We start from the raw sequence: 25,669 nt of genomic DNA on the forward strand, positions 1-25,669 counted from the left end.
ACGAGAATGCCCGTCAATCCCGATCTCGCGATCCAAACGCCCGCCGATATCCTGCTCGAACGCTCCTTCGCGCTCGCGGATGAGGCCGCCACCAACGCATTCGGCGAGCGCTTCGCGCAGGCGATCGAAAGCGTGCGCGAAGCACGGCAAGCAGCGCGACAACACACGCCAGGCGCTGCGGGTCATCAGGTATTCCACGGACTGCAAGTCCAACTCGTCGGTGACCTCGGCGCCGGCAAAACCACACTCGTGCGCGCGACCTTGCGCGGCCTCGGCCACACCGGCCGCGTACGCAGTCCCACCTATACACTCGTCGAACCCTACGTGCTCGAGCGGCCCGCTGGGGAACTCGCGCTCTATCACTTCGATCTGTACAGATTCACCGACCCGGCCGAATGGGCCGACGCGGGCTTTCGCGAGTACTTCGACAGCGGCGCGATCTGCCTCGTCGAATGGCCGCAGCGTGCCGGGCGTCTCCTTGGCGTGCCGGATCTCGTCTTCGCGCTCGACCTGGACCACGAGGGCGACGGCCGGGTACTCGTCGCACGGGCATACAGCGAATCAGGAAAGGCATGTCTCGAAAGATGTTGATCAAACCGTTCCGCTCGATCGAATCGGCGGCTACCGCAACGCATAACTGGCGGCGCCGGCAGATTCTGCGCGCGGGCGCGTCCACGCTGGTACTCGGCCTTGTCGCCCCGCGTCTTGCGTGGGCGAGCTCGGTGCTGGGCGTGCGGGTCTGGCCGGCGCGCGATTACACGCGCGTGACGATCGAATCGGACCAGCCATTGCAGAACGCGCAGCAGTTGCTGCAGGGTCCTGACCGGCTGGTGGTCGATCTGAGCGGCCTCGATCTGGATCAGGCGCTGAAGGATCTCGTATCGAAGATCACGCCGAACGATCCGCAGATCCAGTCAGTGCGTGTCGGGCAATATCAGCCGCACGTCGTGCGTATGGTGTTCGATCTGAAGGGCTCGGTGAAGCCGCAGGTGTTCACGCTGCCGCCGGTCGGCGCGTACAAATACCGGCTGGTGTTCGACCTGTACCCCGCTGTCGCGCCCGATCCGCTGATGGATCTGCTCGCGCAGACCGAGCGTAAGCAGCAAACGCTGGACGAAAACAACGCGCCGCCCGCCACTCTGAGCGGCCCTGGCACCACGCCGCCCACCGCCGACAACAGCGAAGCCTTTTTCGAGCGTTATGCGCAGAACGGCAGCGGCGGGACGGCGCCGAACGTGCCACGTCCGCCGGTGCACGTTGTGCCGACACCGGCTCCGCCCATCCTCGGCAAGCCTTCTACCCCGACGGCGCCCATCGCGCCGCCCACAGCGATCGCCCGCAACAAGGGAGGCACTAGTGGCAGCAACCTCGGTGGCGACGACAACGACGGCGACGATAACTACGCCTTCACCAATCCGAAAACCGGCAAGAGCAACACGGTGCGTCTGCTCACCGTCGCGGTCGATCCGGGTCACGGCGGCGAAGACCCGGGCGCGATCGGCGGCTCGGGCACGTATGAGAAACACGTCGCACTCGACATCGCGAAGAAGTTGCGCGCGAAGATCGATGCGCAGCCGAACATGCGCGCCATGATGACGCGCGACGCCGACTTCTTCGTGCCGCTGAACGTGCGCGTGCAGAAGGCGCGGCGCGTCGGCGCGGACCTGTTCGTGTCGATCCACGCGGACGCGTTCACCACGCCCGACGCGAAGGGCTCGTCGGTGTTCGCCTTGTCGGAGCACGGCGCGTCGAGCGCCGCGGCGCGCTGGATGGCGAACAAGGAGAACTCGTCGGATCAGATCGGCGGGATCAACATCAAGTCCGCCGACGCGACCGTTAATCGCGCGCTGTTCGATATGTCGACCACCGCGCAGATTCGCGATTCGATGCGCTACGGCAACTTCGTGCTGAAGGAGATCGGCGGTATCAACAAGCTGCACAAAGGCTCGGTCGAACAGGCCGGGTTTGCGGTGCTGAAGGCGCCGGATATTCCGTCGATTCTCGTGGAGACCGCCTTCATCAGTAACCCGGATGAAGAGCGCCGCCTGAACGACGACGCGTATCGGGAGAAAATGGCCGATGCGATCATGACCGGCATCAAGCGCTATTTCGCGGCGAATCCGCCGTTGGCGAAGAACCGCATGACCTGACGCTAGCCGGCGTGACGCCGCGTCATACCGTGTCATGCAAGCGATAAAAAAACGGCCGCTCGATGCGGCCGTTTTTTCTGCTTCACGCTTAAGAGGCCGTCAACGTGCCGGTGAAAGCCGCTGCACGACCCAACCGCCGAACACATTCACCGCCAACCCCGCCATCACCAGCAAGGCGCCTACGACCTGCGCCTCGGACAACTGCTCGTCGAGAAACAGGGACGCCGACGCCAGCCCGACAATCGGCACCAGCAGCGAGAACGGCGCCACCTGGCTCGCCGGATAGCGCGACAGAAGCCGACTCCACAACCCGTAGCCGATCAGCGTCGCGATAAACGCGAGATACACGATGGCGAAAATCGACATCGCACTGATCCCGGACAGCGCCGCAGCGATCCGTTGCGGCCCTTCGAACGTGTACGACAGCGCGAAAAACGGCAACGGCGGAATCAGGCTGCCCCACACCACCAGCCCGACCAGATCGACCTTGCCGACCTTCTTCGTGACGATGTTGCCGAGCGCCCACGAACACGCGGCGCACAGCGTGAGGATGAAACCCGCGAACGTCATCGCATGGCCGCCTTGCATGCCGATGACCGCGAGGCCGCCCGCCGCGATCAGCAAACCGACGATGTTTGGCACGCGAAAGCGCTCATGCAGAAACAGCGCCGCGAAGATCAGCGTGAAGAATGCCTGCGCCTGCAAAACGAGCGACGCGAGCCCCGCGGGCATGCCGACGTACATCGCCGAGAACAGGAAAGCGAATTGCCCGAACGAAATCGTCGCGCCGTAAGCGAGCAGCCAGCGCCACGGCATCTGCGGTCGCTTGACGAAAAACACCGCCGGCACAGCGGCGAGCGCGAAACGCAACGCGCCGAGCAGCATCGGCGGCACGCCATGCAGGCCCACCTTGATCACGACGAAATTGACGCCCCACGCAATCACGACGACCAGCGCGAGCAGTAAATCCCTGGGCGACATCCCGGTCTCCATTTCGTTGTTGGATCCGGCAGTTTAGCGGACGCCGCCTCACTCGGCAGTGCGTTAAAACGTAGTTAGCCGTTCAGCCAGTTTTCCACGCGCAACCCTGGATACGCGGCGAAGTCACGTTCGTTGTTGGTCACCAGCACAACGTCGAGCGCCACGGCATGTGCCGCGATCAGCTTGTCGAGTTGATCCTTCTTGCGCTCGCGCGTCGCTTCGCGAATCGGACCGTACGCGCTTGCTGCAGCGCTGTCGAACGGCATGACCAGAATGTCTTCGGCAAGCGCCGCCAGATTGCGGCGATCGCGCGCGCGGTTCGCCGATACCGCCACGCCGTATTCGAGTTCCGCAAAGGTGATGGCCGACATCACCACGTCGCCAACGAGACATTGCGCAAAGCGCTTCGCAACCTGTTCCGGTTGGTTTTTCATCAGGTAGATGCAGATATTGGTGTCGAGCATGTAGCGCGGCATTACAAATCCTCGCGCTCGGCCTGCTCGTGGTCACCACGTCCTTCCGCCATGAAGTCGGGCCCGAACTTAGCGAATTTCTTGAGCACGCCGGTCAGCGGACGCCGGGTTGGGCGGATCCGCAATTCTTCGCCGACTCGTTCGATTTCAACCTCGACGTCGGCCCGGTCGAAGGCCAATTCGGCTGGAATGCGCACCGCTTGCGAATTGCCGTTGCGAAAGACTTTTGTAAGCACGCTGAACTCCTGCTACGGATGTACGCTGTATGTACGAACCAATACTATAGTTCTCCACGGCGACGATGTAAATACATGTGTGTACATCGACCGCGGAATGCGGCCGCAGCCTCAACCGCAGTAGAATCATCCATTAAGCAAAATCCGACTCACCCTTCCAGCCGAGCCTGCCATGTCTTCCTCGATCAAAGCAGTTCTCAAACCGCATCTGCGCGACGTCGGCAGCCTCACCGTGCGGCGTGTGCTGCCGGCCATGGCGGCACGCCTGATCGGCCCGTTTATCTTTTTCGACCACATGGGCCCCGCCACGCTCGAACCCGGTGTCGGGCTCGACGTGCGTCCGCACCCGCATATCGGCCTCGCCACCGTCACGTATCTGTTCGAAGGCTCGATCATGCATCGCGACAGCCTCGGCTCCGAGCAGAAGATCGTCCCGGGCGACGTCAACTGGATGACGGCGGGACGTGGCATCGTCCATTCCGAGCGCTCGCCGGCCGAAGACCGCGCGAGCGGCCAGACCATGCACGGCATCCAGACCTGGGTCGCGCTGCCGCTCGACGACGAAGACATCGAACCGTCCTTCGCGCATCATGCGGCCAATACACTGCCGGTGGTCGAGCGCAACGGCGTCACCCTGCGCGTGATCGCGGGTACGGCGTTCGGCGAGACCTCGCCGGTCGCGACCTTTTCCGGCACGCTGTATGTGGCCGCCGAGTTCGCCCCGGGCGGCGCCTTCGCGCTCGAGCCGGAACACGAGGAACGCGGGGTCTATCTGGTGGACGGCGATCTGGAGATCGACGGCACGCCGCTCGAAGCGGGCCAGATGGCCGTGCTCGCACTCGACGAAACCGTCACGCTGGCCAGCACCCACGGCGCGCGCGTGATGCTGCTCGGAGGCGAGAAGCTGGATGGCGAACGCTTTATCGAATGGAACTTCGTCGCCAGTTCGCGCGAGAAGATCGAAGCCGCGAAGCTCGCGTGGACCAATCAGGAGATGGGCAAGGTGCCGGGCGAAACCGAATGGATTCCACTACCGACAAGAAAATGAGTGAGCGAGGCGGCGCCCATGCGGTCGCCACCGGCAAGCTCGCCGTCCGTGCGAGCATGTGCGGCCGCGATGGCCTGCATCCGCCGCATTGAACCATTGAATTCGCGGCATACGGCCCCATCTAGCCGACAAACCGTTTTTATCGACGAGGACGCAATGGACACCACTCTGGCCACTTTCGAACAGGACGTCATCACGGCGTCGACACTGGCCCCTGTGCTGGTCGATTTCTGGGCGCCGTGGTGCGGCCCCTGCAAGACGCTCGGCCCGATGCTCGAGAAGCTCGAAGCTGAAGCCGCCGGCAAATGGAAGCTGGTGAAGGTGAACGTCGACGAGAACCAGGAACTGGCCGCGCACTTCCAGGTGCGTAGCATTCCGCACGTCATGGCGTTTGCCGACGGCCAGCCGGTCGATCAATTCGTCGGCGTGCTGCCGGAAGGCCAGTTACGCGAGTTTATCGAGCGCCTCGTGCCGCAAGGCGCGGACGCGGCACGTCTTGAAGCGCAAGCCGCGTTGGCCGAAGGCCGTCGTGAGGATGCGTACGACGCGCTGCAAGCTGCTCTCGCCTACGACCCAGGCTTCGACGAAGCGCGCATGGATCGCATCGAAATGCTGCTCGAAGATAATCGCATCGACGAAGCGCGCAATGAAGTCGACCTGCTGTCGCCGAAAACCACACAAGGGATCGACGCCCGCTTCAACACGATCAAGACACGGCTCGATGCGGTAGACGCGGCGGCTGACCTGCCGCCTACGGATGCACTCGAAGCCAAAGTCGCAGCGAACCCGGACGATCTCGAGGCACGCTTCGATCTGGCTAGCGCGCTCATCGCCCGCCGCAAATACGAAGGCGCGCTCGAGCACTTGTTGGCGATCGTGCAACGCGACCGCACGTTCCGCGATGACATTGGCCGTAAGACGATGCTGTCGGTGTTCGATCTCGCCGCGCATCAGCCGGAGCTGGTGTCGCAATGGCGGCGCAAGCTGAGCGCGTTGTTGTATTAATTGGGGGGTGTTCAGGTGCGGCAAACGAGCCGCGCCTGCTCCGCCAACGCCCGCAACACATGCGCGGCCGCGGCAAAACCGAAGCTCGCCGTCACGCACACGCTCGATCCAAATCCCGCACAGTTCAAACCCACCGGTCCCGTATGACCCGGCGACGTCGTGACGTGCTCCGCTTCCTCGTCGATATCGCAGACAGCGGCTTCCGGATAGATCAGCGGTTCGTCGGAGTACACCGCGCTCACCTTGAACTTCGCCTTCGGACCACGCGGAAAGCCATGCAGTTTGCGCAACTGTCCGCGCACTTTCGACAGCAACGGGTCCTGGATGGTCAACGCGAGATCGTCGATCCGAATCCGCGTCGGGTCCAGTTGGCCACCCGCGCCGCCCACCGTAATCAACGGCTGCTTCTTCTCAACACACCACGCGATCAACGCAGTCTTGGTGCGCACGCTGTCGATCGCATCGATCACGTAATCAAAACCGCCGCCGAGCGTCGCCGCAAAATTGTCCGGCTCGACGAAGTCTTCAATCAGCCGCACGTCGCAGAACGGATTGATTGCCGCGATGCGTTCGGCCATCGCCTCAACCTTCGGTTTTCCGTAGTTACCGTCTAGCGCATGGATCTGGCGGTTAGTGTTGCTCTCGGCAACATTGTCGAGATCGATCAAGGTCAGCGTGCCGACCGCGCTGCGCGCCAACGCCTCCGCCACCCATGAGCCGACCCCGCCAATGCCGATCACGGCGACGTGGGCCCCTTCGAACGCAGCGAGCGCCGGCGCGCCGTACAGGCGGGCAACGCCGCCGAAGCGCCGCGCGCGGTCGGCGGTTTCACTCCCGTCGAGGCTGGTAGTAAGATCGGAATGCGCGGTGGGGCTGGACATGGCGGAAGACTCGTTCAAAGCAGGCAAAACACAAAGTGATAAAAACGCTCAGGTACACCCAGGCGTTCGCAGCCCGTATTTTGCCTGATCGCGACGATGCACATGGCCACACCCACTTAGGCACGGATGGCTGCAAAACGTAGTGGCCTGGATGTCCACACAGCGCGGCGGGCCTTGATCTGGTCGCGCGCAAAGAATTCACGCCTTGGCTATACTGGTTGTACTGTAGCGTTCGCATAAGAACATGACCTCACTCGCCGAACTTCGAAAAAACTATTCGCTGGGTTCTTTGGACGTTGCCGATATCGACCGCAACCCGTTTCGTCAATTCGACACGTGGTTTAAGCAAGCGGTAGACGCCCAACTGCCCGAACCGAATACGATGACGCTGGCCACTGTCGACTCGCGTGGCCGGCCGTCGGCGCGTGTCGTGCTGATCAAAGGTGTCGACGAGCGCGGCTTTGTGTTCTTCACCAACTACGAAAGCCGCAAGGGCCGCGAACTGGCCGCCAATCCCTACGCGAGCTTGCTGTTCTACTGGATCGAACTCGAACGCCAGGTGCGCGTTGAAGGCCGCATCGTCAAAACCAGCCCGGCAGAAAGCGATACGTATTTCGCGTCGCGTCCGCTCAGTTCACGCATCGGCGCGTGGGCATCCAATCAAAGTCAGGTAATTGAAAGCCGTTCGCAGCTCGAAACACGTGAACGCGAAATCACCCTGCAATACGGCGACCAGCCACCGCGCCCACCGCACTGGGGCGGTTATCGTTTGGTACCCGAAGCAATCGAATTCTGGCAGGGCCGACCGTCGCGTCTACACGACCGTTTGCTCTACACGCGTTCAAGCGAAAGTAGCGACTGGCAAATCTCCCGCCTATCGCCTTGAATCGGAATACAACACGTATGCGCGTTGCCAACGCAGCAGCGCGCGACGGCCGGATTGCGCCTCGCGGTATGGGAGTTGCACCGCAGTGAGCTGCGATCCACACAGGCTTTGCTTTAGTTCAACGGACACGGAGAAATCACATGTTCTGGGAGAAAAAGCTGGCGCAGTGGGTGGAAGATGTAAAAACCAAGGCTAACGTGCCAGCACGCCTTGTGCTGTGGGACGGCCAGCAACATGACTTCGGGCAGTTCGCCGCGCCTCAGGTCACGCTACATGTCAAAAGCGCCACGGCGCTGCCCTATCTGCTCGAACCGAGCCTCGACAATCTCGGCGAGGCGTATGTGAAGGGCAAGATCGACATCGAAGGCAAGCTGTCGGACATCATCAACGTCAGCTACCAGCTCGCGCGCAACACCGTCACCAGCGCGAGCAAGCTGGCGCGCGTGCGGCGCTACTTCCAGCACTCGAAGTCGTCGGACAAGAAGGCCATTCAGTATCACTACGACGTCTCGAACGAGTTCTACAAGCTGTGGCTCGACGAGAACATGGTGTACTCGTGTGCGTACTTCGAGAATGGCGATGAAGATCTCGCCACCGCGCAGATCAAGAAGATCGACCACATCCTCACCAAGATCCAGTTGCAACCGGGGCAGCGCCTGCTTGATATCGGCTGCGGCTGGGGTGCGCTCGTACTGCGCGCGGCGCAGAAATTCGGTGCGAAGTGCGTGGGTGTGACGCTGTCGCAAAACCAGTTCGATCTCGCTACCGCCCGCGTGAAAGCCGCGGGCCTGGAAAACCAGATCGAGATTCGTCTGCAGGATTACCGCGACGTCGAAGGGCAGTTCGATCGCATCACCAGCGTCGGCATGTTCGAGCACGTGGGCCGCAAGAATCTGCCGGGCTACTTCCAGAAGATCCACGATCTGCTCGTCGACGACGGCGTCGCCATGAATCACGGCATCACGTCGAGCGATTCGGACAGCGGCGAAACCGCGCTCGGCGGCGGCGAATTCATCGACCGCTATGTGTTCCCGGACGGCGAGCTACCGCATATCGGCCTCGCGCTCGAAGCAATGCAGCGCGGTGGGCTCGAAGCGGTTGACGTCGAAAGCCTGCGCCGTCACTATGCGCACACGCTGGACATCTGGGCGGAAAACTTCGAGGCGCATGCGGACGAAGCCCGCACGCTGGTCGATGACGAAAAATTCCGCATCTGGCGCGTGTACCTCGCCGGTTGCGCGTACGCTTTCGAAACCGACGACGTCTCGATCTACCAGGTGGTGTGCCGCAAAGCCGGCCGCAGTGCGACAACCTTGCCGTGGTCGCGTCACTATATGTACGACAAATCACTGTGATACGGTTGCGCCACGGCGATGTGCCGTGGCTGCGTGCCGGGTCTACGTGCATTGCGTGGCGGCCCGACACGGCGCAAACCTTAAACAGCAGGTCGAACATCGATGGACCAGAGCGGGACAAGCGAAGTTGAACAGCCGGTGAGCGGCGAGCAGGACGCACAGGCCGACGCACCGCAGTTCGATCTGTTCGGGATGCCGGTCGAGCAGGCGCCGGCATCGGCGGCGCCTGCCGCTGCCACCCCGGCAACAGCCGACGAAACGGCACAGCTTGAGCGGCGGCGTCAGCCGCGCGCGAAGAAGAGTGCCACCACCCTCTGGCAGGAAGATGACGCGCCGCCGGCGCCCATCGCCGACGCCGACTCCAGTTCAACACCGTCTTCCCTGGATGGGCCGAAGAAACGCCGTACCCGCGACGTGCTCGCCGCTCCACCCTCTGCTGAACTCCTGGCGCTCGCCGCCGAACTGCCGTCGCAGATCCATCTCGGTACGTCGACGTGGTCGTTTCCGGGCTGGAACGGCATCGTCTACGGCGACGAGTACAGCAATAGCAAACTCTCGCGCGAGGGTTTGACTGCCTACGGCGCGCATCCACTGTTAAGGACTGTCAGCATCGACCGGTCGTTTTACCAGGCGCTCACCGTCACCGAATACTTGCGCTACGCGCAGCAGGTGCCGGCGCACTTCCGCTTCATCGTCAAAGCGCCGATGACGATCACCGACGCGACCGTCCGCGCCGAACGCGGCGAGCCGGTTTCGTTGAACCCGTGCTTCCTGAACGCGCAAATGGCAATCGACGAATTCGTCACGCCATGTCTCGAAGGCCTCGGTGCGAAAGCCGGTGCGCTCGTGTTCCAGCTCTCTCCGCTGCCCGACCAGATGCTCGCGCAACCGGCGGTGTTCATCGAGCGACTCGCCGAGTTCCTGACGGCGTTGCCGAAGCTGCCCGAAGGCACGTGCTATGCGATCGAAATCCGCGATGGGAGTTTGCTCACGCCGCGCTTTATCCGCACGCTAAAGGCGGCGGGCGTGCGGTACTGCGTGGGGATTCATGCGCGGATGCCGGATCCGCTGCGCCAGGCGGCGGCGCTCGCGCTGCTGGACGGCGAGCCGGCCGGCCCGCTGATCGTGCGCTGGAGTTTGCACGGCGGCTTCAAATACGAACAGGCGAAAGCCAAGTACGAACCGTTCGACCAGTTGGTCGATCAGGACCCGTCGACACGCGCCGCGCTCGCCGAACTGGCCGCGCGCTATGCGCTGGCCGGCCAGCCGGTGGTGATCGCGATCAACAACAAGGCGGAGGGGTCGGCGCCGTTGAGTTGCATGGAACTGGCGCGGGAGATTATTGAAGCGTATGCGCGGCTTGCTCATGAGCACGAACACGAGCATGACCATGCGCAAACGCGCCCGGAGTCGGAGCCGGATTCGAACGAGAATGGGCAGCAAGAAGGGGACGAGCAAGGCTGAGCGGCGCAGCGCCCGCGCATGGCGAAGCGCCTGAGGTCTCCTGGCTTGCCGAGCCGCGATGTAAGCGGCGGCCCAGCTTGAAACCTGAACCGCCGCCTATCTCGCCGTCTCGCCAATCAGTCCGCCATCAAATCTCCACTGCCGCGCCGACTCAGCTCGCCTTGATCCGATGGGCGAACTTCTGACGGAACTTCGCAACTTTCGGCGCCACCACGAACGAGCAGTACCCCTGATTCGGATGCTGCGCGAAGTAGTTCTGGTGATACGCCTCGGCCGGCCAGTAGTTGCCGTCGAGCGATAACACCTGGGTGACGATCTGGCCGTCGTAGATACCCTGTTCGCCGATCTCGCGAATCGCCTGCAGCGCCGTTTCTCGCTGCGCGTCGGAGTGGGTAAAAATCACCGAGCGGTACTGCGTGCCGACATCGTTACCCTGCCGGTTCAACTGGGTCGGATCGTGGATCGCGAAGAAAATATCGAGAATCTCGCGATAGCTGATCTTCGCCGGATCGAAGTCGACGTTCACGACTTCCGCGTGGCCCGTCACGCCGTCGCACACCTGTTCGTAGGTCGGCCGCTGGGTCTGGCCGCCCGCATAGCCCGACTCCACCGAGTTCACGCCTTCGACGCCCAGATATACCGCTTCGAGGCACCAGAAACACCCGCCACCGAGGGTGGCGACTTCGCCTGTCTGACTCATGCTGCTTGCTCCTTGATACTCATAGTCGGCCGATGCCGGTCCCAGTTAACCGCAACGCTCATGCCACCACCAAGACTTTCCAGCTTAGCGGTTTTTCCATTACCCGGCAGGTGTCGCGGCCAGTCCACCGCGATTGCAGTTAAAATTGGGGCAAATCGACGATTTTCACTATGACTTTTGAATCATTTGTTTCCGGCCGCACGCGCGATGGGTTCAGTCCGGGGTTCGCCCGGTTTGCGCCGAAGGCTTCCGCCCGATGAAGCGCGCCAGCCCGCCCAACTTCGACCAGCCCGCCTTTAAACAGGCGCTCAGCCAATTCGCCACCGGCGTCACCGTCATCACCACGCGTGCAGCATCCGGCCAGTTGATCGGCATCACGGCCAGCTCGTTCAATTCGGTTTCGCTCAATCCGCCGCTGGTGCTGTGGAGCCTCGCCACGCGCTCGGCGTCGATGTCGGTGTTCCGGGCGAACAGTCACTACGTGGTCAACGTACTCGCCGCGTCGCAGCTCGATCTGTGCAAGCGTTTTGCCACGGTGAAGGGCGATCGTTTCGAAGGTGTCTCGCACGCCGAAGGCGATACCGGCATGCCGGTGCTCGACGGCGCGCTCGCCTGGTTCGAATGCCATAACCGCAGCCGCTACGAAGAAGGCGACCACGTGATTTTCGTCGGCGAAGTGGAGCGCTGCGGCGTCCACGAGAGTGCCGCGGAGATTGCGCCGCTGGTCTTCCATAGCGGTCAATTCCACGGACTCAAATCGCTCTGAACGCGGCGCCGCCGTGTTTTAACAGCGGCCCGCTGGCGGGCAAAGGCAGGCACGCCGACGCAAGCTGAGCAGCTCCTCGCACTCAGCTATGCGGCGCGCTATGTCCGGTCGTTTTCGGCACTAGCGACACTGGCACACCCGAATCTTCTTTCAACGTCTGCAGCACGATATTCGAACGAATATCCATCACGCCCGGCGCCTTATAAAGGCGTTGCAGCACGAAATCCGAATAGTGTTTGAGATTGTGGGCGAGCACCCGCAGCAGATAGTGGGTTTCGCCGGTCACGACAAACGCGCCGACTACTTCCGGCCAGTCCCGCACCGCCTCCGCAAAACGCTCGTGCCAGTTCTCCTGGTCGTTGCGCATCGACACCTGCACGAACGCTTCCAGTTCGAAACCCAGCACTTCGCGGTTCAGACACGCACGGTAATGTTCGATGACGCCCTGCTCTTCCAGCAGGCGCAGGCGTCGTAGACAGGCCGATGGCGAAAGCGAAATGCGCTCCGCCAAATCGAGATTGCTGATCCGTCCTTCTTGCTGAAGCACCGTCAAGATACGGCAATCGGTGGCGTCGAGCGAGATCGCGTTCATATTCGGTCTCCCTTTCCCATTTGACTCAAATTATGTTCCAAGACACGGCTCAGAAGGAGATTTTTTCGCAATCACATTTCGCGCCAAGCCACCTATCATTCCTGGATAGACACAATCCGCCGATGGAGACATGGAAACACTCTGGGACATCACCCCCGCCGTCGATACCGCGACGCCCGTCTGGCCTGGCGATACGCCGGTCGGCATTGAACGCGTGTGGCGCATGGAGGCGGGCTCGCCCGTCAACGTCGCGCGCCTGACCTTGTCGCCGCATACCGGCGCCCACACCGACGCCCCGCTTCACTACGACGCCGAAGGCGCGGCGATCGGCGAGGTTGCGCTCGATGCGTACCTTGGACGCTGCCGCGTAATTCATTGCATCGGCGCTTCGCCTGTTGTGACGCCACAACACCTGAGCGGCTCGCTCGACGACCTGCCGCCGCGAGTCTTACTACGCACTTACAAAAACGCGCCGACTGCGGTCTGGGATAGCGCGTTCTGCGCGGTTGCGCCGGAGACCATCGATCTGCTGGCAGCGAAAGGGGTAAAGCTGATCGGCATCGATACGCCGTCGCTCGATCCGCAGGACTCGAAGACGATGGACGCGCACCACCGGATTCGCGCGCACCGCATGGCGATTCTCGAAGGCATCGTGCTGGATGCCGTCGCGCCCGGCGACTACGAACTGATCGCGCTGCCGCTGAAGCTGACCACGCTCGATGCGAGTCCCGTGCGCGCCGTGTTGCGCACGCTGCCCGAATCTCGCTGATCGTCGACGCTCTGCAAACTGAATCACCGCACTCATCGCATCCACCGAATTCCCTGATCTGACTGACTGACTGGACCATCATGAACACTCGTGAAGAAGCATTGGCGCTGGATAGCGCCGACCCGCTCGCAGCGCTGCGCGACCAATTCGCGCTGTCGTCGACGACCATTTATCTCGACGGTAACTCGCTCGGCGTGCCGCCGGCCGCCGCCGCGCAACGCGCGCAGACCGTGATCGGCGCCGAATGGGGCGAGGGTCTCATCCGCAGCTGGAACACCGCCGGCTGGTTCGAATTGCCACGTCGCCTTGGCAACAAGCTCGCGCCGCTGATCGGCGCGGCTGAAAACGAGGTGGTCGTGACGGATACGATTTCGATCAACCTGTTCAAGCTTTTGTCGGCAGCCCTGCGGGTGGCGAATGCGCGCGATCCGAAGCGTCGCGTGATCGTTTCTGAGCGCTCGAATTTCCCGACCGATCTGTATATCGCGCAAGGGCTGATCGAACAGCTCGACCGCGGTTATGAGTTGCGCCTCGTTGACGACCCGTCCGAGTTGCCCACCGCGATTGGCGAAGACACTGCGATCGCGATGATCACTCATGTGAATTACCGCACCGGCTATATGCACGACATGGCCGCACTGACCAAACTGATCCATGACAAAGGCGCGCTCGCGCTGTGGGATCTCGCGCATTCGGCGGGCGCGGTGCCGGTCGACCTGAATGGTGTTGGGGCTGACTACGCGGTCGGCTGTACGTATAAGTATCTGAACGGCGGTCCAGGCTCGCCGGCGTTCGTGTGGGTGCCGAAGCGTCATCAAAACGATTTCTCGCAGCCGCTGTCCGGCTGGTGGGGTCATCGTGCGCCGTTCAAGATGGACCCGGCCTATCAACCCGACGACGGCATCGGCCGCTTCCTGTGCGGAACGCAACCGATGGTGTCGATGTCGCTCGTCGAATGCGGTCTCGATGTGTTCCTGCAAACGGATATGCAGACGATCCGCGCGAAGTCGCTCGCGTTGACCGATTTGTTTATCGAACTGGTCGAAGCGCGTTGCAGCGAATTTCCTTTGAAGCTTGTAACGCCGCGTGAGCATGCGCAGCGCGGTTCGCATGCGAGCTTCGAGCATCCGCATGGTTATGAAGTGATGCAGGCGTTGATCGCGCGTGGCGTGATCGGCGACTATCGCGAGCCGCATGTGTTGCGGTTTGGCTTTACGCCGCTGTATACGCGCTTTGTCGATGTGTGGGATGCGGTCGAGACGTTACGCGAGGTGCTTACGCAAGAGACCTGGCGGGCACCTGAATTTGCCGCTCGCGGCGCTGTGACCTAAGGAGCGCGCGATGACCGATCATATGCAAACGCCGGGATTGCCGGAAGAGAAACCGGCGCAAGGGTGTCCGTTTGGGCATGGCAGTGGGGTTGCTCCTTCGGCTGCTGCTACGGCGTCTGCTACGGCCACTGCTGCCGCCGATTCCGGCGATGGCTGGCATGACGCGCAGCTCGATTTTTCGGAGTCGATGAGTTACGGCGATTATCTCTCGCTGGGGACGGTGCTGGATGCGCAGCATCCGTTGTCGCCGGATCACAACGAGATGCTGTTCATCATCCAGCATCAGACGAGTGAGTTGTGGATGAAGCTCGCGCTGTATGAATTGCGCGCGGCATTGAAGGCGGTGCATCGCGATGAGTTGCCGCCGGCGTTCAAGATGCTCGCTCGCGTGTCGCGGATCATGGAGCAACTCGTGCAGGCATGGAGCGTTCTCGCGACGATGACGCCGTCCGAATACACGGCGATGCGGCCTTATCTGGGTAGCTCTTCCGGGTTTCAGTCTTATCAGTATCGGCAGATCGAGTTTTTGCTCGGCAATAAGAATGAGCAGATGCTGAAGCCGCATGCGCATCGGGCGGATGTTCTTGCTGAGGTGACGGCTTCGCTGGAAGCGCCTTCGTTTTATGATGAAGTTGTTCGACTGTTGGCGCGACGTGGGTTTGCGATTTCACCGTCCAGATTGGATCGGGATTGGACGCAGCCTACTGTGCATGATGCTTCCGTTGAGGCGGCGTGGTTGGAGGTTTATCGGAATCCGTCGCAGCATTGGGAGTTGTATGAGATGGCGGAGGAGCTTGTCGATCTCGAGGATGCCTTTCGGCAGTGGCGGTTCAGGCATGTGACTACGGTTGAGCGGATTATTGGGTTCAAGCAAGGCACCGGTGGTACGAGCGGCGCGCCTTATCTCCGGAAGATGCTGGATGTGGTTTTGTTTCCTGAACTTTGGCATGTGAGGACGATGCTTTAGGCGTCTTCGTTTCGTTGCCAATGCTCGATGCATTGAGCGTGTTCGTGCGATGCGTGGTGCACGCGCAGACGCACGGGTCGCAATGTAAAGATTGGTCACAGTGTGTGCGTTTAGCCTGTGTGGTTGATCGTCTTAAAAAACAGTTGGGTTAGATTTCCAAATGCCGTCGGACAAGACGGCCGGGTATGAGAGCCCGAACGGTAGTTCGCATAACCCACATTCGTGGGTCGTGCGCTTGCTTCCACACGTCCATCCAATGGGCGGGTCGTAGTGAGGGGGCCGAAAGGCCCGCCGGTTTGAACTACCGCCGGTCTCTCAAACTCGCTACGGGCCCGCTCACCCTACTTGTCATTGGGTGTCGGGCGTGTCAGGAACACATCGGAAATCGCACCATGACCAAAACCACTAAGAAGACTCAAACGGCATCACGACCGCCCGTTGATGCGCTCCAGTACGAAAAGCTCGCACTGTCGGCTTTTGGAGCATGCGACCGACAAATCCGACAGCTTCGAACACTGATTGATCTCGCGGCAAGCATCACCCGATGCCCAGCTACGACGGTTGAGGAAAGACGCCGTGAGCGTAACTTGCTGGAACACCTGCTCTATACCGTCGAGCAATACCAGCAGGAAGTTGAATGCGATCGTGACCTGTACCAGGTGATCGCGCTCGATGCGAAGGGGGTTGCTCACAGTCGCATCACGGCCAAGCTTGCGACGGAACTTCTCTCGGATGCTGCGGAGGCGGGGCGAGAAGCAGGGGAAGCTGCAGCCGAAGCCGAAGGTGTGCCGGACAAAGCGGTGACGCGTAAGCGGGAGCGCGTAAAGACTGCCGCGTGCGCGCGGGCTGATGCACAGCAGACGGCAGTGAAGCACTAGGGTGAAATGGCGGCCACCAGGCCGCAGCAAAGAAGGCGCGGTTGCGAACTAGTCTCCAAGCTGGTCACCCGTAGACGCCTCGAGGTCCAGCTCATTGCTCGCGCTTTTTTGCTATCGCTTACCTTTCTTTTTAGGCGGAGGGCTCATATCTAGCCCTTCCGGAGCCAGACATGGATGCTCCAGCCACAGCTCCCGCAGTACATCCACAAATAGATAACCCATAGCCTTACCGGTTCCAGCACGAAATGCCTTGAATTCGTCGTCGGCGCAGCGCTGTTGAACTAGTGCGATAGATTCGTCCATCAGGCGCGTCACAGTCAGTAAACGCTCGCTGACCTCTGCGGCCACATCTTTGTCACCAATCAAAATTTTCTCCCTTAACGAGCGTTGCCTGCCTTATCCGTTTCAAACCTGCATCGACTGCTCAGCACATGGAAAGGAAGCAATCGCGCGTGCCCGGTGCGCGTCCTATCGCTTATCTTTTTTCTTCGGCGGAGTCATGACGAGACCTTCGGGAGCGAGGTTTGGATACGCCCTCCACAGTGGTTCGAGAAGCAGATACAGGCCCCCCGCGACTCTTCCCGCCTCAGAATGGAACGTTTTGAATTGCTCCTTTGAGCAGCGTTCTTGAACCAACTTCGTCGCATTTTCCAACGAATGGAACGAGGCCAATAACTCTCTGCTTAACTCGCGCGCAACATCCTCGGACACATCTTTATCCACCGCCCCCTATTCCTCCTCAGTGTTGACACGATTTACATCCAGGTCGCGCCGGTGGAATAGTTCCACCTGACGCTCTACCTCGGAGTGAACAGTCGCCTTTAAGTTGGACACCTCTCCATGCTCCCGGGGTACGGCTCGTTAATCGCGCCTTCTTTATCGCTTACCCTTCTTCTTCGGCGGAGGGCTCATATCCAGCCCTTCCGGAGCAAGTTCCGGGCGCGCTTGCCACAGCGGTCTCAAGAGAAGACCAAACAGATGGCCCGCCGCATTCACGGCTCCAGCACGAAATGCTTGAAGCTCTCTCTCTGAGCCGCGCTCCTCCACAAGCTTCAAAGCGCCAACAATTGAACGGTGCGCCGACAGTAATTTCTCATTGACCTCTGTTGCGAGATTCTCTTCCTCAATCAAGACAGTGCTCCTTAGCATCGGTTGCCTACCATGCACGCATTCATGCACCGGAAGAACGCGACTTGTCGTGGAGTATAGAAAGGCGCGAACTGAATTTCGCCCCAAAGGTTGAATCGCTGTCCAGCTTTTGGGACCGCTCAAATTTACGCGCGAATTTTTCACGTGTTCCGGTTCAACAGGACAGTCCTCACTGAGATGCGCACGACGCCGTATTACTCCCGACATACGTTACTGCACACGACGTTGCCATCGATACTCACGATCAAATCAGAAGCAAATGTGATCGGGCTAGTTATCTGGTACGTTGCCAGGTTCACAAAGGTTCATCGATTTCATGGGCACTGCCCCTAGAATATTTTCCTTCGGCACGAGAGAAAACGCAGACCAATCTGCTGCATTCACATAGACCACGCCAGCCTTGCATCGCATATGCGCTTGCTTCGGGTTTGTATCGCACCACGCACCGTCGACCGTACATCGTTGCCACTGGGGTATAACGCTCAAGGGCTTCACCTCTCCGTCCGCCGCCTTCGTATAAGTCTGCACGTCACGCGTTGCTATCGACATGTACATGAAATCAAAGTCAGCGCTTACCGGACGTGCAGCCTCGGCATCCGCATAGTGTCTGCGAAGGTCCACGACATAGAAGCATCCTGCCCCAAACAATACCGTTGTCACCAATCCAGCGGAGACAATGAACCCTCGTTTGAGCGTCAATCGTGGTCCGCGCGTGAACGCATGCCCCAGTAAGGGGAACCCGATAACGCACGCGGCAGTTATGAAGAACCAAATTCCAGTAGCGTGACTCTCACAGTCGTATCCGCATACGGGTGAGAAGGCAAGCACTATGCACGCGGCAACGCTGCCGGTAATTGCCCCGATAACAGCGAACACCACGAGCGCCGCCAGCCTTTTCATTTCATGGCCCAAAATAATATCTGCTTGGATTGACGCAAATCAGAAAATCCAAACGGAAAACCCGAGGCAAGAGAATTCAGTCCGAATCGTCTGCCAAGTGTTGCAATGGAGTCTATTGGGCCGCTTATGGTCAATCGTGTCCCGTTCCAAAGATCAATATGACCGCCGCTAAGATTGTCCTGCGAGTCCCCCTCCTGCCGCCAATACCCGTAGAAGAAGATAATACCTGTGCGACCCTTGACCTTTGATTCCCAATCTCCGCCAGTGATGTCCTCTGCGTTCGGAAGTCCCGCAAATGGCCGCAGCCTTAGCCACTCGGCCAGCTCGTATGCTCGCGTAGCCGTGGGTTTGCCATCCAACAGGATTCTCCCGAGCGTTGGCTTACCCGGCATCGGCTTGACTAGCTTCTGCGAGAAGGACTTCATCTCACTACCGATTCGATGAAATGTGACGCTCATGCGTATCGCACATTGATTCTTGTATTCTCCAGTTGGATCATTGTATGGGTTGCCCGAAGGAAAGTTGTCCCACAGTTCCTGGAATGTCAAAACCCTCAATTCAACCACTTTGATGGAGCCGGGTGTCGAGTTCGTTCTAACCACCGTTTTCTTGTTCGGCATTGCTTAGACTCCGGCCCGTCTTGCAAGGGCATCGTCGCCGCAATGAATCTTATAGCTGTCGGCTTCCTGATTCCCGATGCGGAGTAGGCTGCCATCGACATCGGTACGACGCAAGCCAGCGATAGTGGAATCGCCAGTTGCAGTCGCAATCCGCACGCCTTGTCCGGTCAGCGAACCGATGGTTGCAATCAGATCTGCCGTTTCGTTGGTTGTGGTATTTGCCACGAGCCCGTCTCCTACAGAGTTGAACAAACTTATCCGTAGAGACTCGCGCTTTTTTGCGGCGGGGGAAATCAGCCACGCTTGAAAAATGCGTGCGATGATTCTGAAGTTACGTAGGGTCTTAACGCTCTAACGTCAGAACCGTTTTATGCCATCAAGGTGTTGCGCCTTGAGGCATCGAGCGCGGCTGTTGTCTGCAAAACGGGACGTGGGCTCGCGGTCTGCCCCGATGGTGCGGGCCGCAGTGAGCGTCAACGCCGCATACGCGCAACCCGCTAGTCCCGCGCAGACAAACCAATCACCTTGCCGTATAACCACCATCAATCGGCAAACAAACTCCGCTAATCATCGAAGCCGCGTCGCTTAACAAGAACATAATCGGCACAGCAACCTCAGCGGACTCCGCGAAGCGGTGCAGAGGAATCGCCTTCAACGCGGGATCGCGCTTCGCGGGATCACTCCACGACTGCACCGCCATCGGCGTCAGCGTCACCGTGGGATTGACGCTATTCACCCGGATACCGTATGGCCCTAACTCGATACACAAAGCCCGCGTAACAGCATCGAGCGCCGCCTTCGAAGCCGAATAACTCAAATGATCATCCAGCGCCACCAGCGCAGCCTGACTAGAAACGTTCACGATGCTGCCAGCGCGTTTAGCATCGATCATCCCGCGAGCCACGTGCTTGGCAACCAACACCGCCCCACGCGCATTCACCCCCATCACGCGATCGAAACTCGCGCCGGTCGTATCCACCGCACGCTCGAGCAAAGCAATCCCCGCACAGTTCACGAGCCCATCAAACGCCTCGAGCGAACCCAATGCATCATCAATAGCGGACTCATCGCTCACATCGAGCATCATCGGCTCGCAGCCCGTTTCCTCAGCCAACCGCGCAAGCTCATTCACATTCCGCGCCGCAGCGACCACACTCGCGCCGGAAGCACACAACGCTTCCACCGTTGCGCGCCCAATTCCACTCGACGCACCCGTCACAAGAATCGAGCGACCGGAAAAATCAAAAGTAGCATTCATGATGTCTGCAACCGATGCATGACCGGCTTCAACGCCGGATACAAATCCGTATAAACGCCGAACCGCTGCTCGTACAACGCCATTCGTTGCGCGTTCGGTTCCGCACGTTCAATCAGCGTGACCCATCCGTTCTGCGCTTCTTCACGCGATACCAGACCGACACCGACACCCGCAAGCAACGCCGCCCCCATCGCTGCCTCCACGTCCTGCTCGATCGTATAGACCGGATAGCCGGTAATGTCCGCAATGATCTGCATCCACAGATCCGAATGCGCGGCGCCGCCCACGACAATCAACTTGTCATCCAGCGATTGCGCGCCCTTACGTCCGGCTTCGATGTTGTGCTTCAACGCGAACGACACGCCCTCCAGCACCGCGCGATACAAATGCGCCCGCGTGTGAAACAGGCTCAGGCCAACAAACGCACCACTCGCCTTCGCATCCCACACGGGGCTTCGTTCCCCCATCAAGTACGGCAAGAACATCACCCCATCAGAGCCTGCGGGAATCTGCGACGCACTCTCTTCAAGCAAGCGATGCGGATCTCCATTCGGCATCGCACGCGCCGCCTCGGTCTCCGCATGACAAAACTGCTCGCGATACCACGTCACCGAAGCGCCCGCCGTAATCGCACCACCGAAAACATAAATATCGCGTTGACCGTTGAACACATGCGGCATGCTGATCAACCCATGCCGCGCATCGACGGTCTGGTTGATATACCCCCAGCACATACTCGTACCGATCATCGCAACGTGCTGCCCCGCACGCGTGACGCCCGCGGCAAACGTCGCCACCGCAGCATCCACGCCGCCCGCAACGATCGCCGTGCCCGCCTCCAGTCCAAGCTGCTCGGTCCACTGCGACAACAACCCGCCCACCACGTCCGACGATTCCACCAACCGCTCCGGCATCATCGTCGCGGGGATGCCGAGCATGTCGAGCGCTTCATCCGACCAGTCGCATTTCGCAATATCGTAGATGCCGCCAATATTGCCCGCCGAACTATGATCGACGGCGACCTCGCCGGACAGCATATAAATCACGTAAGCATTCGGTGGCAGGAAGTAACGCGTATGCGCCCAGATTTCCGGTTCGTGATCGCGCAGCCACAGCATCTTCGTGTAACCGTAGTAGCTGTCCACACCGTTGCCCGTGATCGCATACAAGCGCTCGAGGTCAATGTTTTTACGCACCCACTCGACCTGATCGGTCGCACGCCGGTCCATCCAGATAAGACACGGATAAAGCGGCCGCATATCGCTATCGACGGGAATCCCCGAGCCGCCATACAGACTGCTCACGCACACCGCTTTGATCGACTTCGCCGCAACGCCCGCCTCCTTCGCCTTGCGCACGCAAGCCGCAATACACTCCACAACCGCCTTCAACCACACCGCCGGCCATTGCTCGGCCCATAGCGGCTTGGGCGTGTCCGGCTGATAGCTCGACGCATGCTGCGCGACGATCGCGCCGTGCTGATCGACCAGCAGCGCCTTGGTGCTCTGCGTGCCGATATCGACGCCGATGACGTAGTCCATACAGTCTCCGTTTATATGCCGCTCGTCCTTGCCTCACGCCGCGCCAAGCACTCAGGCACGCGGCTTCATCAATACCTTGATCGAATCGAGCGAGTTAGCGACCTTGATCGCTTCGTCCCATTCTTCCAGCGAAAAGCCGTGCGTGACAATGCCCTTCGACGTCACGAGCCCGCGAGCCAGCAAATCGATCGCAATCGGATAACAGTATGGACCCAGATGCGCGCCGCGCACATCGAGTTCCTTGCGGTCGCCGATCACCGACCAGTCCAGCGTCGTATCCGCACCGAACACGGAAAACTCGACGAAGCGACCAAGCTTGCGAATCATCTCCATGCCCTGATTGACGCCGATCGGCGCGCCGGTCGTTTCGATGTAGACATCGCAACCATAGCCATCGGTCAGCGAATGAATGATCGCCAGTACGTCTTCCTGCTTCGGATTGATCGTCACGTCCGCGCCGTATTCACGCGCAAGTGCCAGACGCTCCTCAACCAGATCGATCACAACGAGCTTCTTCGGCGTTTTCAGATGCGCGACTTGCGTCATCATCAAGCCAAGCGGACCAGCTCCGGCAATCACCACCACGTCGTCGAGTTGCAGATCACCGCGGTTCACCGTGTGGATCGCGCAAGCAAGCGGTTCAATGATCGCGGCGTCTTCGAGCGAGATGCCGTCGGGGATCTTATGGACGATTGCCGTCGGCGGAATGCGCATGTACTCGGCCATGCCGCCGTCCGCGACTTCGCGCTGAAAACCGAAGATGTTGTGCACCTCACACATCCAGTACTGGCCCGATTTGCAATAACGGCACTTGCCGCACGGCACAATCTGTTCGGCGATCACGCGGTCGCCGATCTTCACGCCGAAATGATCCGCCGCGCCCTCGCCGATTTCTTCGACAAAACCGAAGAACTCGTGGCCCGGAATCACCGGCGCTTTGACCCACGGACTCGGGCCGCCCCAAAACATCTTCGCGCCCGAATGACATTTGCAGTCGCTCGCGCAGATGCCGCACGCTGCGATGCGGATCACCAGCTCATGCGCGCGGGCCTTTGGCTTGGACACCTGTTCGACGCGATAGTCTTTCGGTGCGTGGCAGACGATCGCCGTCATGTTTTGCTTATCGGATTGCGTGGATTGAGTCATTGCATGGTCCTGCTAAAAGGAGGTCGTTTAAGAGTTACTTTCTACGGTCGCGGCTGATGTAGATCGCCAGCAAAATAATTCCGCCCTTGATCACGTTCTGCACATAAGGATTCACGCCGACCATGTTCAGGCCGTTGTTCAGCACGCCCAGCAGCAACGCACCGATCAAGGTGCCGATGATCGAGCCGCGTCCGCCGGAGATCGAGGTACCGCCCATCACCACGGCAGCGATGGCATCGAGTTCGAAGCCGACGCCTGCGTTCGGCTGGCCACTCATCAAACGAGCAGTCAATACGATGGCGGCAAAGGAGGACGTCAAACCAGCAATCGAGTAGACGATCAGCTTCACGCGAGCCACGCGCACGCCGGACAGACGTGTCGCCTGTTCGTTGCCACCAATCGCATAGACATAGCGGCCAAACGGCATGCGTTCGAGCAACACCCAGGCAATCGCATAGATCACCACCATGATCACAACCGGCGCCTGAATGCCGAGAATCTTGCCGCTGCCGAAGAAACTGACCCACTCAGGCAGACCGTCGATTGGATAACCACCCGTGTAGATCAGCGCGAGGCCACGAGCGATCCCCATCGTCGCAAGCGTGACAATGATCGGTGGCATACCGGCAAACGCGACGAAGAAGCCGTTGGCCGCGCCGAAGCCCAACCCGACCGCGATGCCGACCGCCAAGGCAGCCACCGCATTCATCCCGGCCACCATCAAGCCCGCGGCAAGCGTACCCGCCAAAGCCATCACGGAGCCCACCGACAGATCGATACCACCGGTCAGAATCACGCACGTCATCCCCACAGCAATGATCGCGTTGATCGACACCTGGCGCAGGACGTTCTCCAAATTCGCAGCGGAGAGAAAACTGTCGCTCGCGAATACCATCACGATGCACACCACCAGCAAGCCGATGAACGGATAGAAGAGCGTCGAGCGTTTCAACGCGGCCCATGTGAAACGCACCGGTGCGCCCGGCGTGTCACTACTGACGGTCGACGTTTTCGGCGATGAAGAAGGATTAGGCGTGTTCATGAACTGCTCCACGGGTGCCGGCTGTTGCATAGGTCATCACGGCGTTCGAGTCGATCTCGCCGCCTTCGAGCATCGCTTCGATGCGGCCCTGCCGGAACACGGCGACGCGGTCGCACATGCCAACGATCTCCGGCAATTCGGACGAGATCATGATGATCGAGTAGCCGCGCGCGGTGAGTTCGCGCATCAGCAGATAGATTTCGGCTTTGGCGCCGACGTCGATGCCGCGCGTCGGTTCGTCGAAGATGAGAATGTTGGTGTGGTGATTCAGCCAGCGCGCGATCACCACCTTTTGCTGATTGCCGCCTGAGAGGGTCGCGACTTCGGTGTGCATCGTCGGGGCTTTGACGCCGACGCGCTTCATGATGTCGGCGGTGGCGCGCGCTTCGCCGCGCTGATCGATGAAGAAACGCAGCGAGCGGTATTTGCCGAGGTTGTTGATCGAGATGTTCTGCTTGATCGAGAAATCGGTGATCAGACCTTCGGTCTTGCGGCTCTCCGGCAAAATGCCGACGCCGGCGCGCAAGGCATCGGCGGGATCGGATAGTTTTTCGGTTGTGCCGTTGATGCGGATTTCTTTCACGTACGCCGGGTCAGCGCCGATCACAGCCAGCGCGGTTTCTGTGCGGCCCGAGCCGACTAGTCCCGCGAAACCGAGAATCTCGCCTTCGCGCAAATTGAAACTCAGCACCGGGCTGTCTTTCAGCAACTGCAGCTTTTCGACGTCGAGCACGATCTTCGCATCGGCACGCAGTGGCGGCTTCGGCGGAAAGCTGTTTTCGATGCGGCGTCCCACCATCATTTCCACGAGGCGGCTCACATCAGATTGCGCGACCTCCGTCATGCCAACGTACTGACCGTCGCGTAACACCGTAATGCGATCACACACCTCAAAGATTTCCTCCAGGTGATGCGAGATGAAGATCATCGCGACGCCCTGCGTCTTCAGGTCACGCATGATCGCGAACAGGTGTTCCGCTTCAGCGGGTGTGAGCGTCGCGGTCGGTTCATCCAGAATCAGAATGCGCGCTTCCAAAGACAACGCCTTGCCGATTTCAACAAACTGCTGCTGCGCGACCGACAGCTCACGAATCGGCACCGACAAGTCGATCGCCACGCCCAGCCGCTGAAAAATCGCCGCGGCCGCGCGCCGCATCTTGCCGCGTTCGAGCAAACCCAAACCGTTCTTCAATTCACGGCCGAGAAACATGTTCTCCACCGCATTCAGATACGGAATCAGGCTGAATTCCTGAAACACGATACCCACGCCCGCGGCGACCGCATCGTGGTAGTTCGTGAAGTGCCGCACTTCGCCCGCGATCGTGATCGTGCCTTCATCCGGCTGATAGATGCCGCACAGAATTTTCATCAGCGTGGATTTGCCCGCGCCGTTTTCGCCGAGCAACGCGTGAATCTCACCCCGAGCGATTTCCAGGTGAATGCCTTGCAGCGCCTTCACGCCCGGAAAGCTTTTGGTGATGTTGTCGAGCTTGAGTATCGTGTCCATCGGGTCCTCCTCTGCTGCTCGTCG

At 60.2% G+C, this 25,669-nt stretch carries 27 protein-coding genes; 12 read left to right on the forward strand and 15 right to left on the reverse strand.

Annotated features, from left to right (window positions below; translation table 11 throughout):
- Nucleotides 1–6: 6 nt before the first annotated feature.
- The gene (gene tsaE, locus FSO04_RS04805) at nucleotides 7–591 is read left to right on the forward strand and encodes a tRNA (adenosine(37)-N6)-threonylcarbamoyltransferase complex ATPase subunit type 1 TsaE (RefSeq protein WP_154558617.1); all 585 of its coding nucleotides are present in this window, start codon (nucleotides 7–9) and stop codon (nucleotides 589–591) included.
- Nucleotides 573–2,150 carry an N-acetylmuramoyl-L-alanine amidase gene (locus FSO04_RS04810; RefSeq protein WP_154558618.1) on the forward strand — a complete coding sequence of 526 codons (1,578 nt, stop codon included), beginning with the start codon at nucleotides 573–575 and terminating at the stop codon, nucleotides 2,148–2,150. Before tsaE ends, FSO04_RS04810 begins: the two co-directional genes overlap by 19 nt.
- A gap of 99 nt (nucleotides 2,151–2,249) precedes the next feature.
- On the opposite strand, the gene FSO04_RS04815 is transcribed toward FSO04_RS04810, so the two are convergent.
- The 3 genes from FSO04_RS04815 to vapB form a co-directional block, all read right to left on the reverse strand.
- A complete protein-coding gene (locus FSO04_RS04815) occupies nucleotides 2,250–3,131 on the reverse strand; it encodes an EamA family transporter (RefSeq protein ID WP_154558619.1) in 882 nt (293 codons plus the stop codon).
- 74 nt (nucleotides 3,132–3,205) lie between these two features.
- Nucleotides 3,206–3,607, reverse strand: coding sequence for a type II toxin-antitoxin system VapC family toxin (locus FSO04_RS04820; protein WP_154558620.1), 402 nt, complete (start codon nucleotides 3,605–3,607; stop codon nucleotides 3,206–3,208).
- Entirely contained in the window at nucleotides 3,607–3,840 is a 234-nt protein-coding gene (gene vapB, locus FSO04_RS04825) for a type II toxin-antitoxin system VapB family antitoxin (RefSeq protein WP_054034329.1), read from the reverse strand. The genes FSO04_RS04820 and vapB overlap by 1 nt, the downstream gene beginning before the upstream one ends.
- A gap of 172 nt (nucleotides 3,841–4,012) precedes the next feature.
- Between vapB and FSO04_RS04830 the strand changes: the two genes are divergently transcribed.
- Both FSO04_RS04830 and trxA read left to right on the forward strand, forming a co-directional pair.
- A complete protein-coding gene (locus tag FSO04_RS04830; RefSeq protein ID WP_154558621.1) occupies nucleotides 4,013–4,888 on the forward strand; it encodes a pirin family protein in 876 nt (291 codons plus the stop codon).
- A gap of 156 nt (nucleotides 4,889–5,044) precedes the next feature.
- The gene (gene trxA / locus FSO04_RS04835) at nucleotides 5,045–5,893 is read left to right on the forward strand and encodes a thioredoxin (protein WP_154558622.1); all 849 of its coding nucleotides are present in this window, start codon (nucleotides 5,045–5,047) and stop codon (nucleotides 5,891–5,893) included.
- An 11-nt stretch (nucleotides 5,894–5,904) separates the two neighbouring features.
- Here the strand turns inward: trxA and tcdA are convergent, their stop codons facing one another.
- Nucleotides 5,905–6,774 carry a tRNA cyclic N6-threonylcarbamoyladenosine(37) synthase TcdA gene (gene tcdA, locus FSO04_RS04840; RefSeq protein WP_154558623.1) on the reverse strand — a complete coding sequence of 290 codons (870 nt, stop codon included), beginning with the start codon at nucleotides 6,772–6,774 and terminating at the stop codon, nucleotides 5,905–5,907.
- A gap of 244 nt (nucleotides 6,775–7,018) precedes the next feature.
- Between tcdA and pdxH the strand changes: the two genes are divergently transcribed.
- The 3 genes from pdxH to FSO04_RS04855 all read left to right on the forward strand — a co-directional run bounded on the left by pdxH (nucleotide 7,019) and on the right by FSO04_RS04855 (nucleotide 10,479).
- Nucleotides 7,019–7,660 (forward strand): pyridoxamine 5'-phosphate oxidase, encoded by a 642-nt coding sequence (gene pdxH / locus FSO04_RS04845; RefSeq protein WP_154558624.1) that lies wholly within the window; start codon nucleotides 7,019–7,021, stop codon nucleotides 7,658–7,660.
- A 140-nt stretch (nucleotides 7,661–7,800) separates the two neighbouring features.
- Nucleotides 7,801–9,015 carry an SAM-dependent methyltransferase gene (locus FSO04_RS04850; RefSeq protein ID WP_154558625.1) on the forward strand — a complete coding sequence of 405 codons (1,215 nt, stop codon included), beginning with the start codon at nucleotides 7,801–7,803 and terminating at the stop codon, nucleotides 9,013–9,015.
- 102 nt (nucleotides 9,016–9,117) lie between these two features.
- Nucleotides 9,118–10,479, forward strand: coding sequence for a DUF72 domain-containing protein (locus FSO04_RS04855; protein ID WP_154558626.1), 1,362 nt, complete (start codon nucleotides 9,118–9,120; stop codon nucleotides 10,477–10,479).
- A gap of 151 nt (nucleotides 10,480–10,630) precedes the next feature.
- On the opposite strand, the gene msrA is transcribed toward FSO04_RS04855, so the two are convergent.
- Nucleotides 10,631–11,179, reverse strand: a complete 549-nt coding sequence (gene msrA, locus FSO04_RS04860) for a peptide-methionine (S)-S-oxide reductase MsrA (protein WP_154558627.1) — start codon at nucleotides 11,177–11,179, stop codon at nucleotides 10,631–10,633.
- Nucleotides 11,180–11,435: 256 nt separating this feature from the next.
- Here msrA and FSO04_RS04865 point away from each other — a divergent pair, with 256 nt between their 5' ends.
- Entirely contained in the window at nucleotides 11,436–11,945 is a 510-nt protein-coding gene (locus FSO04_RS04865) for a flavin reductase family protein (protein WP_154558628.1), read from the forward strand.
- Nucleotides 11,946–12,027: 82 nt separating this feature from the next.
- Here FSO04_RS04865 and FSO04_RS04870 read toward each other — a convergent pair whose 3' ends face one another.
- A complete protein-coding gene (locus tag FSO04_RS04870) occupies nucleotides 12,028–12,537 on the reverse strand; it encodes an Lrp/AsnC family transcriptional regulator (protein WP_054034335.1) in 510 nt (169 codons plus the stop codon).
- Between the two features lie 130 nt (nucleotides 12,538–12,667).
- Between FSO04_RS04870 and kynB the strand changes: the two genes are divergently transcribed.
- From kynB to FSO04_RS04890, 4 genes are all read left to right on the forward strand, one after another.
- The gene (gene kynB / locus FSO04_RS04875) at nucleotides 12,668–13,306 is read left to right on the forward strand and encodes an arylformamidase (protein ID WP_154558629.1); all 639 of its coding nucleotides are present in this window, start codon (nucleotides 12,668–12,670) and stop codon (nucleotides 13,304–13,306) included.
- Between the two features lie 80 nt (nucleotides 13,307–13,386).
- Nucleotides 13,387–14,637 (forward strand): kynureninase, encoded by a 1,251-nt coding sequence (gene kynU / locus FSO04_RS04880; protein WP_154558630.1) that lies wholly within the window; start codon nucleotides 13,387–13,389, stop codon nucleotides 14,635–14,637.
- Nucleotides 14,638–14,647: 10 nt separating this feature from the next.
- Entirely contained in the window at nucleotides 14,648–15,604 is a 957-nt protein-coding gene (kynA, locus tag FSO04_RS04885; RefSeq protein WP_154558631.1) for a tryptophan 2,3-dioxygenase, read from the forward strand.
- A gap of 392 nt (nucleotides 15,605–15,996) precedes the next feature.
- Complete coding sequence (locus tag FSO04_RS04890; RefSeq protein WP_154558632.1) at nucleotides 15,997–16,482, forward strand: hypothetical protein; 486 nt, start codon at nucleotides 15,997–15,999, stop codon at nucleotides 16,480–16,482.
- Nucleotides 16,483–16,593: 111 nt separating this feature from the next.
- On the opposite strand, the gene FSO04_RS04895 is transcribed toward FSO04_RS04890, so the two are convergent.
- The 9 genes from FSO04_RS04895 to FSO04_RS04935 form a co-directional block, all read right to left on the reverse strand.
- Nucleotides 16,594–16,848, reverse strand: a complete 255-nt coding sequence (locus tag FSO04_RS04895) for a hypothetical protein (RefSeq protein WP_154558633.1) — start codon at nucleotides 16,846–16,848, stop codon at nucleotides 16,594–16,596.
- A gap of 510 nt (nucleotides 16,849–17,358) precedes the next feature.
- Nucleotides 17,359–17,613: a hypothetical protein gene (locus FSO04_RS04900; protein WP_154558634.1), complete on the reverse strand. Its 255-nt coding sequence runs from the start codon at nucleotides 17,611–17,613 to the stop codon at nucleotides 17,359–17,361.
- Between the two features lie 914 nt (nucleotides 17,614–18,527).
- Nucleotides 18,528–19,151, reverse strand: a complete 624-nt coding sequence (locus FSO04_RS04905) for a type VI secretion system amidase effector protein Tae4 (protein ID WP_154558635.1) — start codon at nucleotides 19,149–19,151, stop codon at nucleotides 18,528–18,530.
- A gap of 3 nt (nucleotides 19,152–19,154) precedes the next feature.
- Nucleotides 19,155–19,376, reverse strand: coding sequence for a hypothetical protein (locus FSO04_RS04910; protein ID WP_154558636.1), 222 nt, complete (start codon nucleotides 19,374–19,376; stop codon nucleotides 19,155–19,157).
- A 295-nt stretch (nucleotides 19,377–19,671) separates the two neighbouring features.
- The gene (locus FSO04_RS04915; protein WP_154558637.1) at nucleotides 19,672–20,409 is read right to left on the reverse strand and encodes an SDR family oxidoreductase; all 738 of its coding nucleotides are present in this window, start codon (nucleotides 20,407–20,409) and stop codon (nucleotides 19,672–19,674) included.
- Nucleotides 20,406–21,950: an FGGY-family carbohydrate kinase gene (locus FSO04_RS04920; protein ID WP_154558638.1), complete on the reverse strand. Its 1,545-nt coding sequence runs from the start codon at nucleotides 21,948–21,950 to the stop codon at nucleotides 20,406–20,408. The genes FSO04_RS04915 and FSO04_RS04920 overlap by 4 nt, the downstream gene beginning before the upstream one ends.
- A 51-nt stretch (nucleotides 21,951–22,001) precedes the next feature.
- Nucleotides 22,002–23,096 carry an alcohol dehydrogenase catalytic domain-containing protein gene (locus FSO04_RS04925; RefSeq protein ID WP_154558639.1) on the reverse strand — a complete coding sequence of 365 codons (1,095 nt, stop codon included), beginning with the start codon at nucleotides 23,094–23,096 and terminating at the stop codon, nucleotides 22,002–22,004.
- Between the two features lie 34 nt (nucleotides 23,097–23,130).
- Nucleotides 23,131–24,138, reverse strand: coding sequence for an ABC transporter permease (locus FSO04_RS04930; RefSeq protein ID WP_054034672.1), 1,008 nt, complete (start codon nucleotides 24,136–24,138; stop codon nucleotides 23,131–23,133).
- Nucleotides 24,125–25,645: a sugar ABC transporter ATP-binding protein gene (locus tag FSO04_RS04935; RefSeq protein WP_154558640.1), complete on the reverse strand. Its 1,521-nt coding sequence runs from the start codon at nucleotides 25,643–25,645 to the stop codon at nucleotides 24,125–24,127. The genes FSO04_RS04930 and FSO04_RS04935 overlap by 14 nt, the downstream gene beginning before the upstream one ends.
- Nucleotides 25,646–25,669 lie beyond the last annotated feature (24 nt).

The sequence above is a fragment of the Paraburkholderia madseniana genome (assembly GCF_009690905.1).
Classification (GTDB): Bacteria; Pseudomonadota; Gammaproteobacteria; order Burkholderiales; family Burkholderiaceae; genus Paraburkholderia; species Paraburkholderia madseniana.

What these genes read in the sequence shown, in the direction of transcription:
- tsaE (WP_154558617.1), top strand. Translation starts at nt 7, where the DNA reads ATGCCCGTCAATCCCGATCTCGCGATCCAAACGCCCGCCGATATCCTG.
- FSO04_RS04810 (WP_154558618.1), top strand. Translation starts at nt 573, where the DNA reads ATGTCTCGAAAGATGTTGATCAAACCGTTCCGCTCGATCGAATCGGCG.
- FSO04_RS04815 (WP_154558619.1), bottom strand. Translation starts at nt 3,131, where the DNA reads ATGTCGCCCAGGGATTTACTGCTCGCGCTGGTCGTCGTGATTGCGTGG.
- FSO04_RS04820 (WP_154558620.1), bottom strand. Translation starts at nt 3,607, where the DNA reads ATGCCGCGCTACATGCTCGACACCAATATCTGCATCTACCTGATGAAA.
- FSO04_RS04830 (WP_154558621.1), top strand. Translation starts at nt 4,013, where the DNA reads ATGTCTTCCTCGATCAAAGCAGTTCTCAAACCGCATCTGCGCGACGTC.
- trxA (WP_154558622.1), top strand. Translation starts at nt 5,045, where the DNA reads ATGGACACCACTCTGGCCACTTTCGAACAGGACGTCATCACGGCGTCG.
- tcdA (WP_154558623.1), bottom strand. Translation starts at nt 6,774, where the DNA reads ATGTCCAGCCCCACCGCGCATTCCGATCTTACTACCAGCCTCGACGGG.
- pdxH (WP_154558624.1), top strand. Translation starts at nt 7,019, where the DNA reads ATGACCTCACTCGCCGAACTTCGAAAAAACTATTCGCTGGGTTCTTTG.
- FSO04_RS04850 (WP_154558625.1), top strand. Translation starts at nt 7,801, where the DNA reads ATGTTCTGGGAGAAAAAGCTGGCGCAGTGGGTGGAAGATGTAAAAACC.
- FSO04_RS04855 (WP_154558626.1), top strand. Translation starts at nt 9,118, where the DNA reads ATGGACCAGAGCGGGACAAGCGAAGTTGAACAGCCGGTGAGCGGCGAG.
- msrA (WP_154558627.1), bottom strand. Translation starts at nt 11,179, where the DNA reads ATGAGTCAGACAGGCGAAGTCGCCACCCTCGGTGGCGGGTGTTTCTGG.
- FSO04_RS04865 (WP_154558628.1), top strand. Translation starts at nt 11,436, where the DNA reads ATGAAGCGCGCCAGCCCGCCCAACTTCGACCAGCCCGCCTTTAAACAG.
- FSO04_RS04870 (WP_054034335.1), bottom strand. Translation starts at nt 12,537, where the DNA reads ATGAACGCGATCTCGCTCGACGCCACCGATTGCCGTATCTTGACGGTG.
- kynB (WP_154558629.1), top strand. Translation starts at nt 12,668, where the DNA reads ATGGAAACACTCTGGGACATCACCCCCGCCGTCGATACCGCGACGCCC.
- kynU (WP_154558630.1), top strand. Translation starts at nt 13,387, where the DNA reads ATGAACACTCGTGAAGAAGCATTGGCGCTGGATAGCGCCGACCCGCTC.
- kynA (WP_154558631.1), top strand. Translation starts at nt 14,648, where the DNA reads ATGACCGATCATATGCAAACGCCGGGATTGCCGGAAGAGAAACCGGCG.
- FSO04_RS04890 (WP_154558632.1), top strand. Translation starts at nt 15,997, where the DNA reads ATGACCAAAACCACTAAGAAGACTCAAACGGCATCACGACCGCCCGTT.
- FSO04_RS04905 (WP_154558635.1), bottom strand. Translation starts at nt 19,151, where the DNA reads ATGCCGAACAAGAAAACGGTGGTTAGAACGAACTCGACACCCGGCTCC.
- FSO04_RS04915 (WP_154558637.1), bottom strand. Translation starts at nt 20,409, where the DNA reads ATGAATGCTACTTTTGATTTTTCCGGTCGCTCGATTCTTGTGACGGGT.
- FSO04_RS04920 (WP_154558638.1), bottom strand. Translation starts at nt 21,950, where the DNA reads ATGGACTACGTCATCGGCGTCGATATCGGCACGCAGAGCACCAAGGCG.
- FSO04_RS04925 (WP_154558639.1), bottom strand. Translation starts at nt 23,096, where the DNA reads ATGACTCAATCCACGCAATCCGATAAGCAAAACATGACGGCGATCGTC.
- FSO04_RS04930 (WP_054034672.1), bottom strand. Translation starts at nt 24,138, where the DNA reads ATGAACACGCCTAATCCTTCTTCATCGCCGAAAACGTCGACCGTCAGT.
- FSO04_RS04935 (WP_154558640.1), bottom strand. Translation starts at nt 25,645, where the DNA reads ATGGACACGATACTCAAGCTCGACAACATCACCAAAAGCTTTCCGGGC.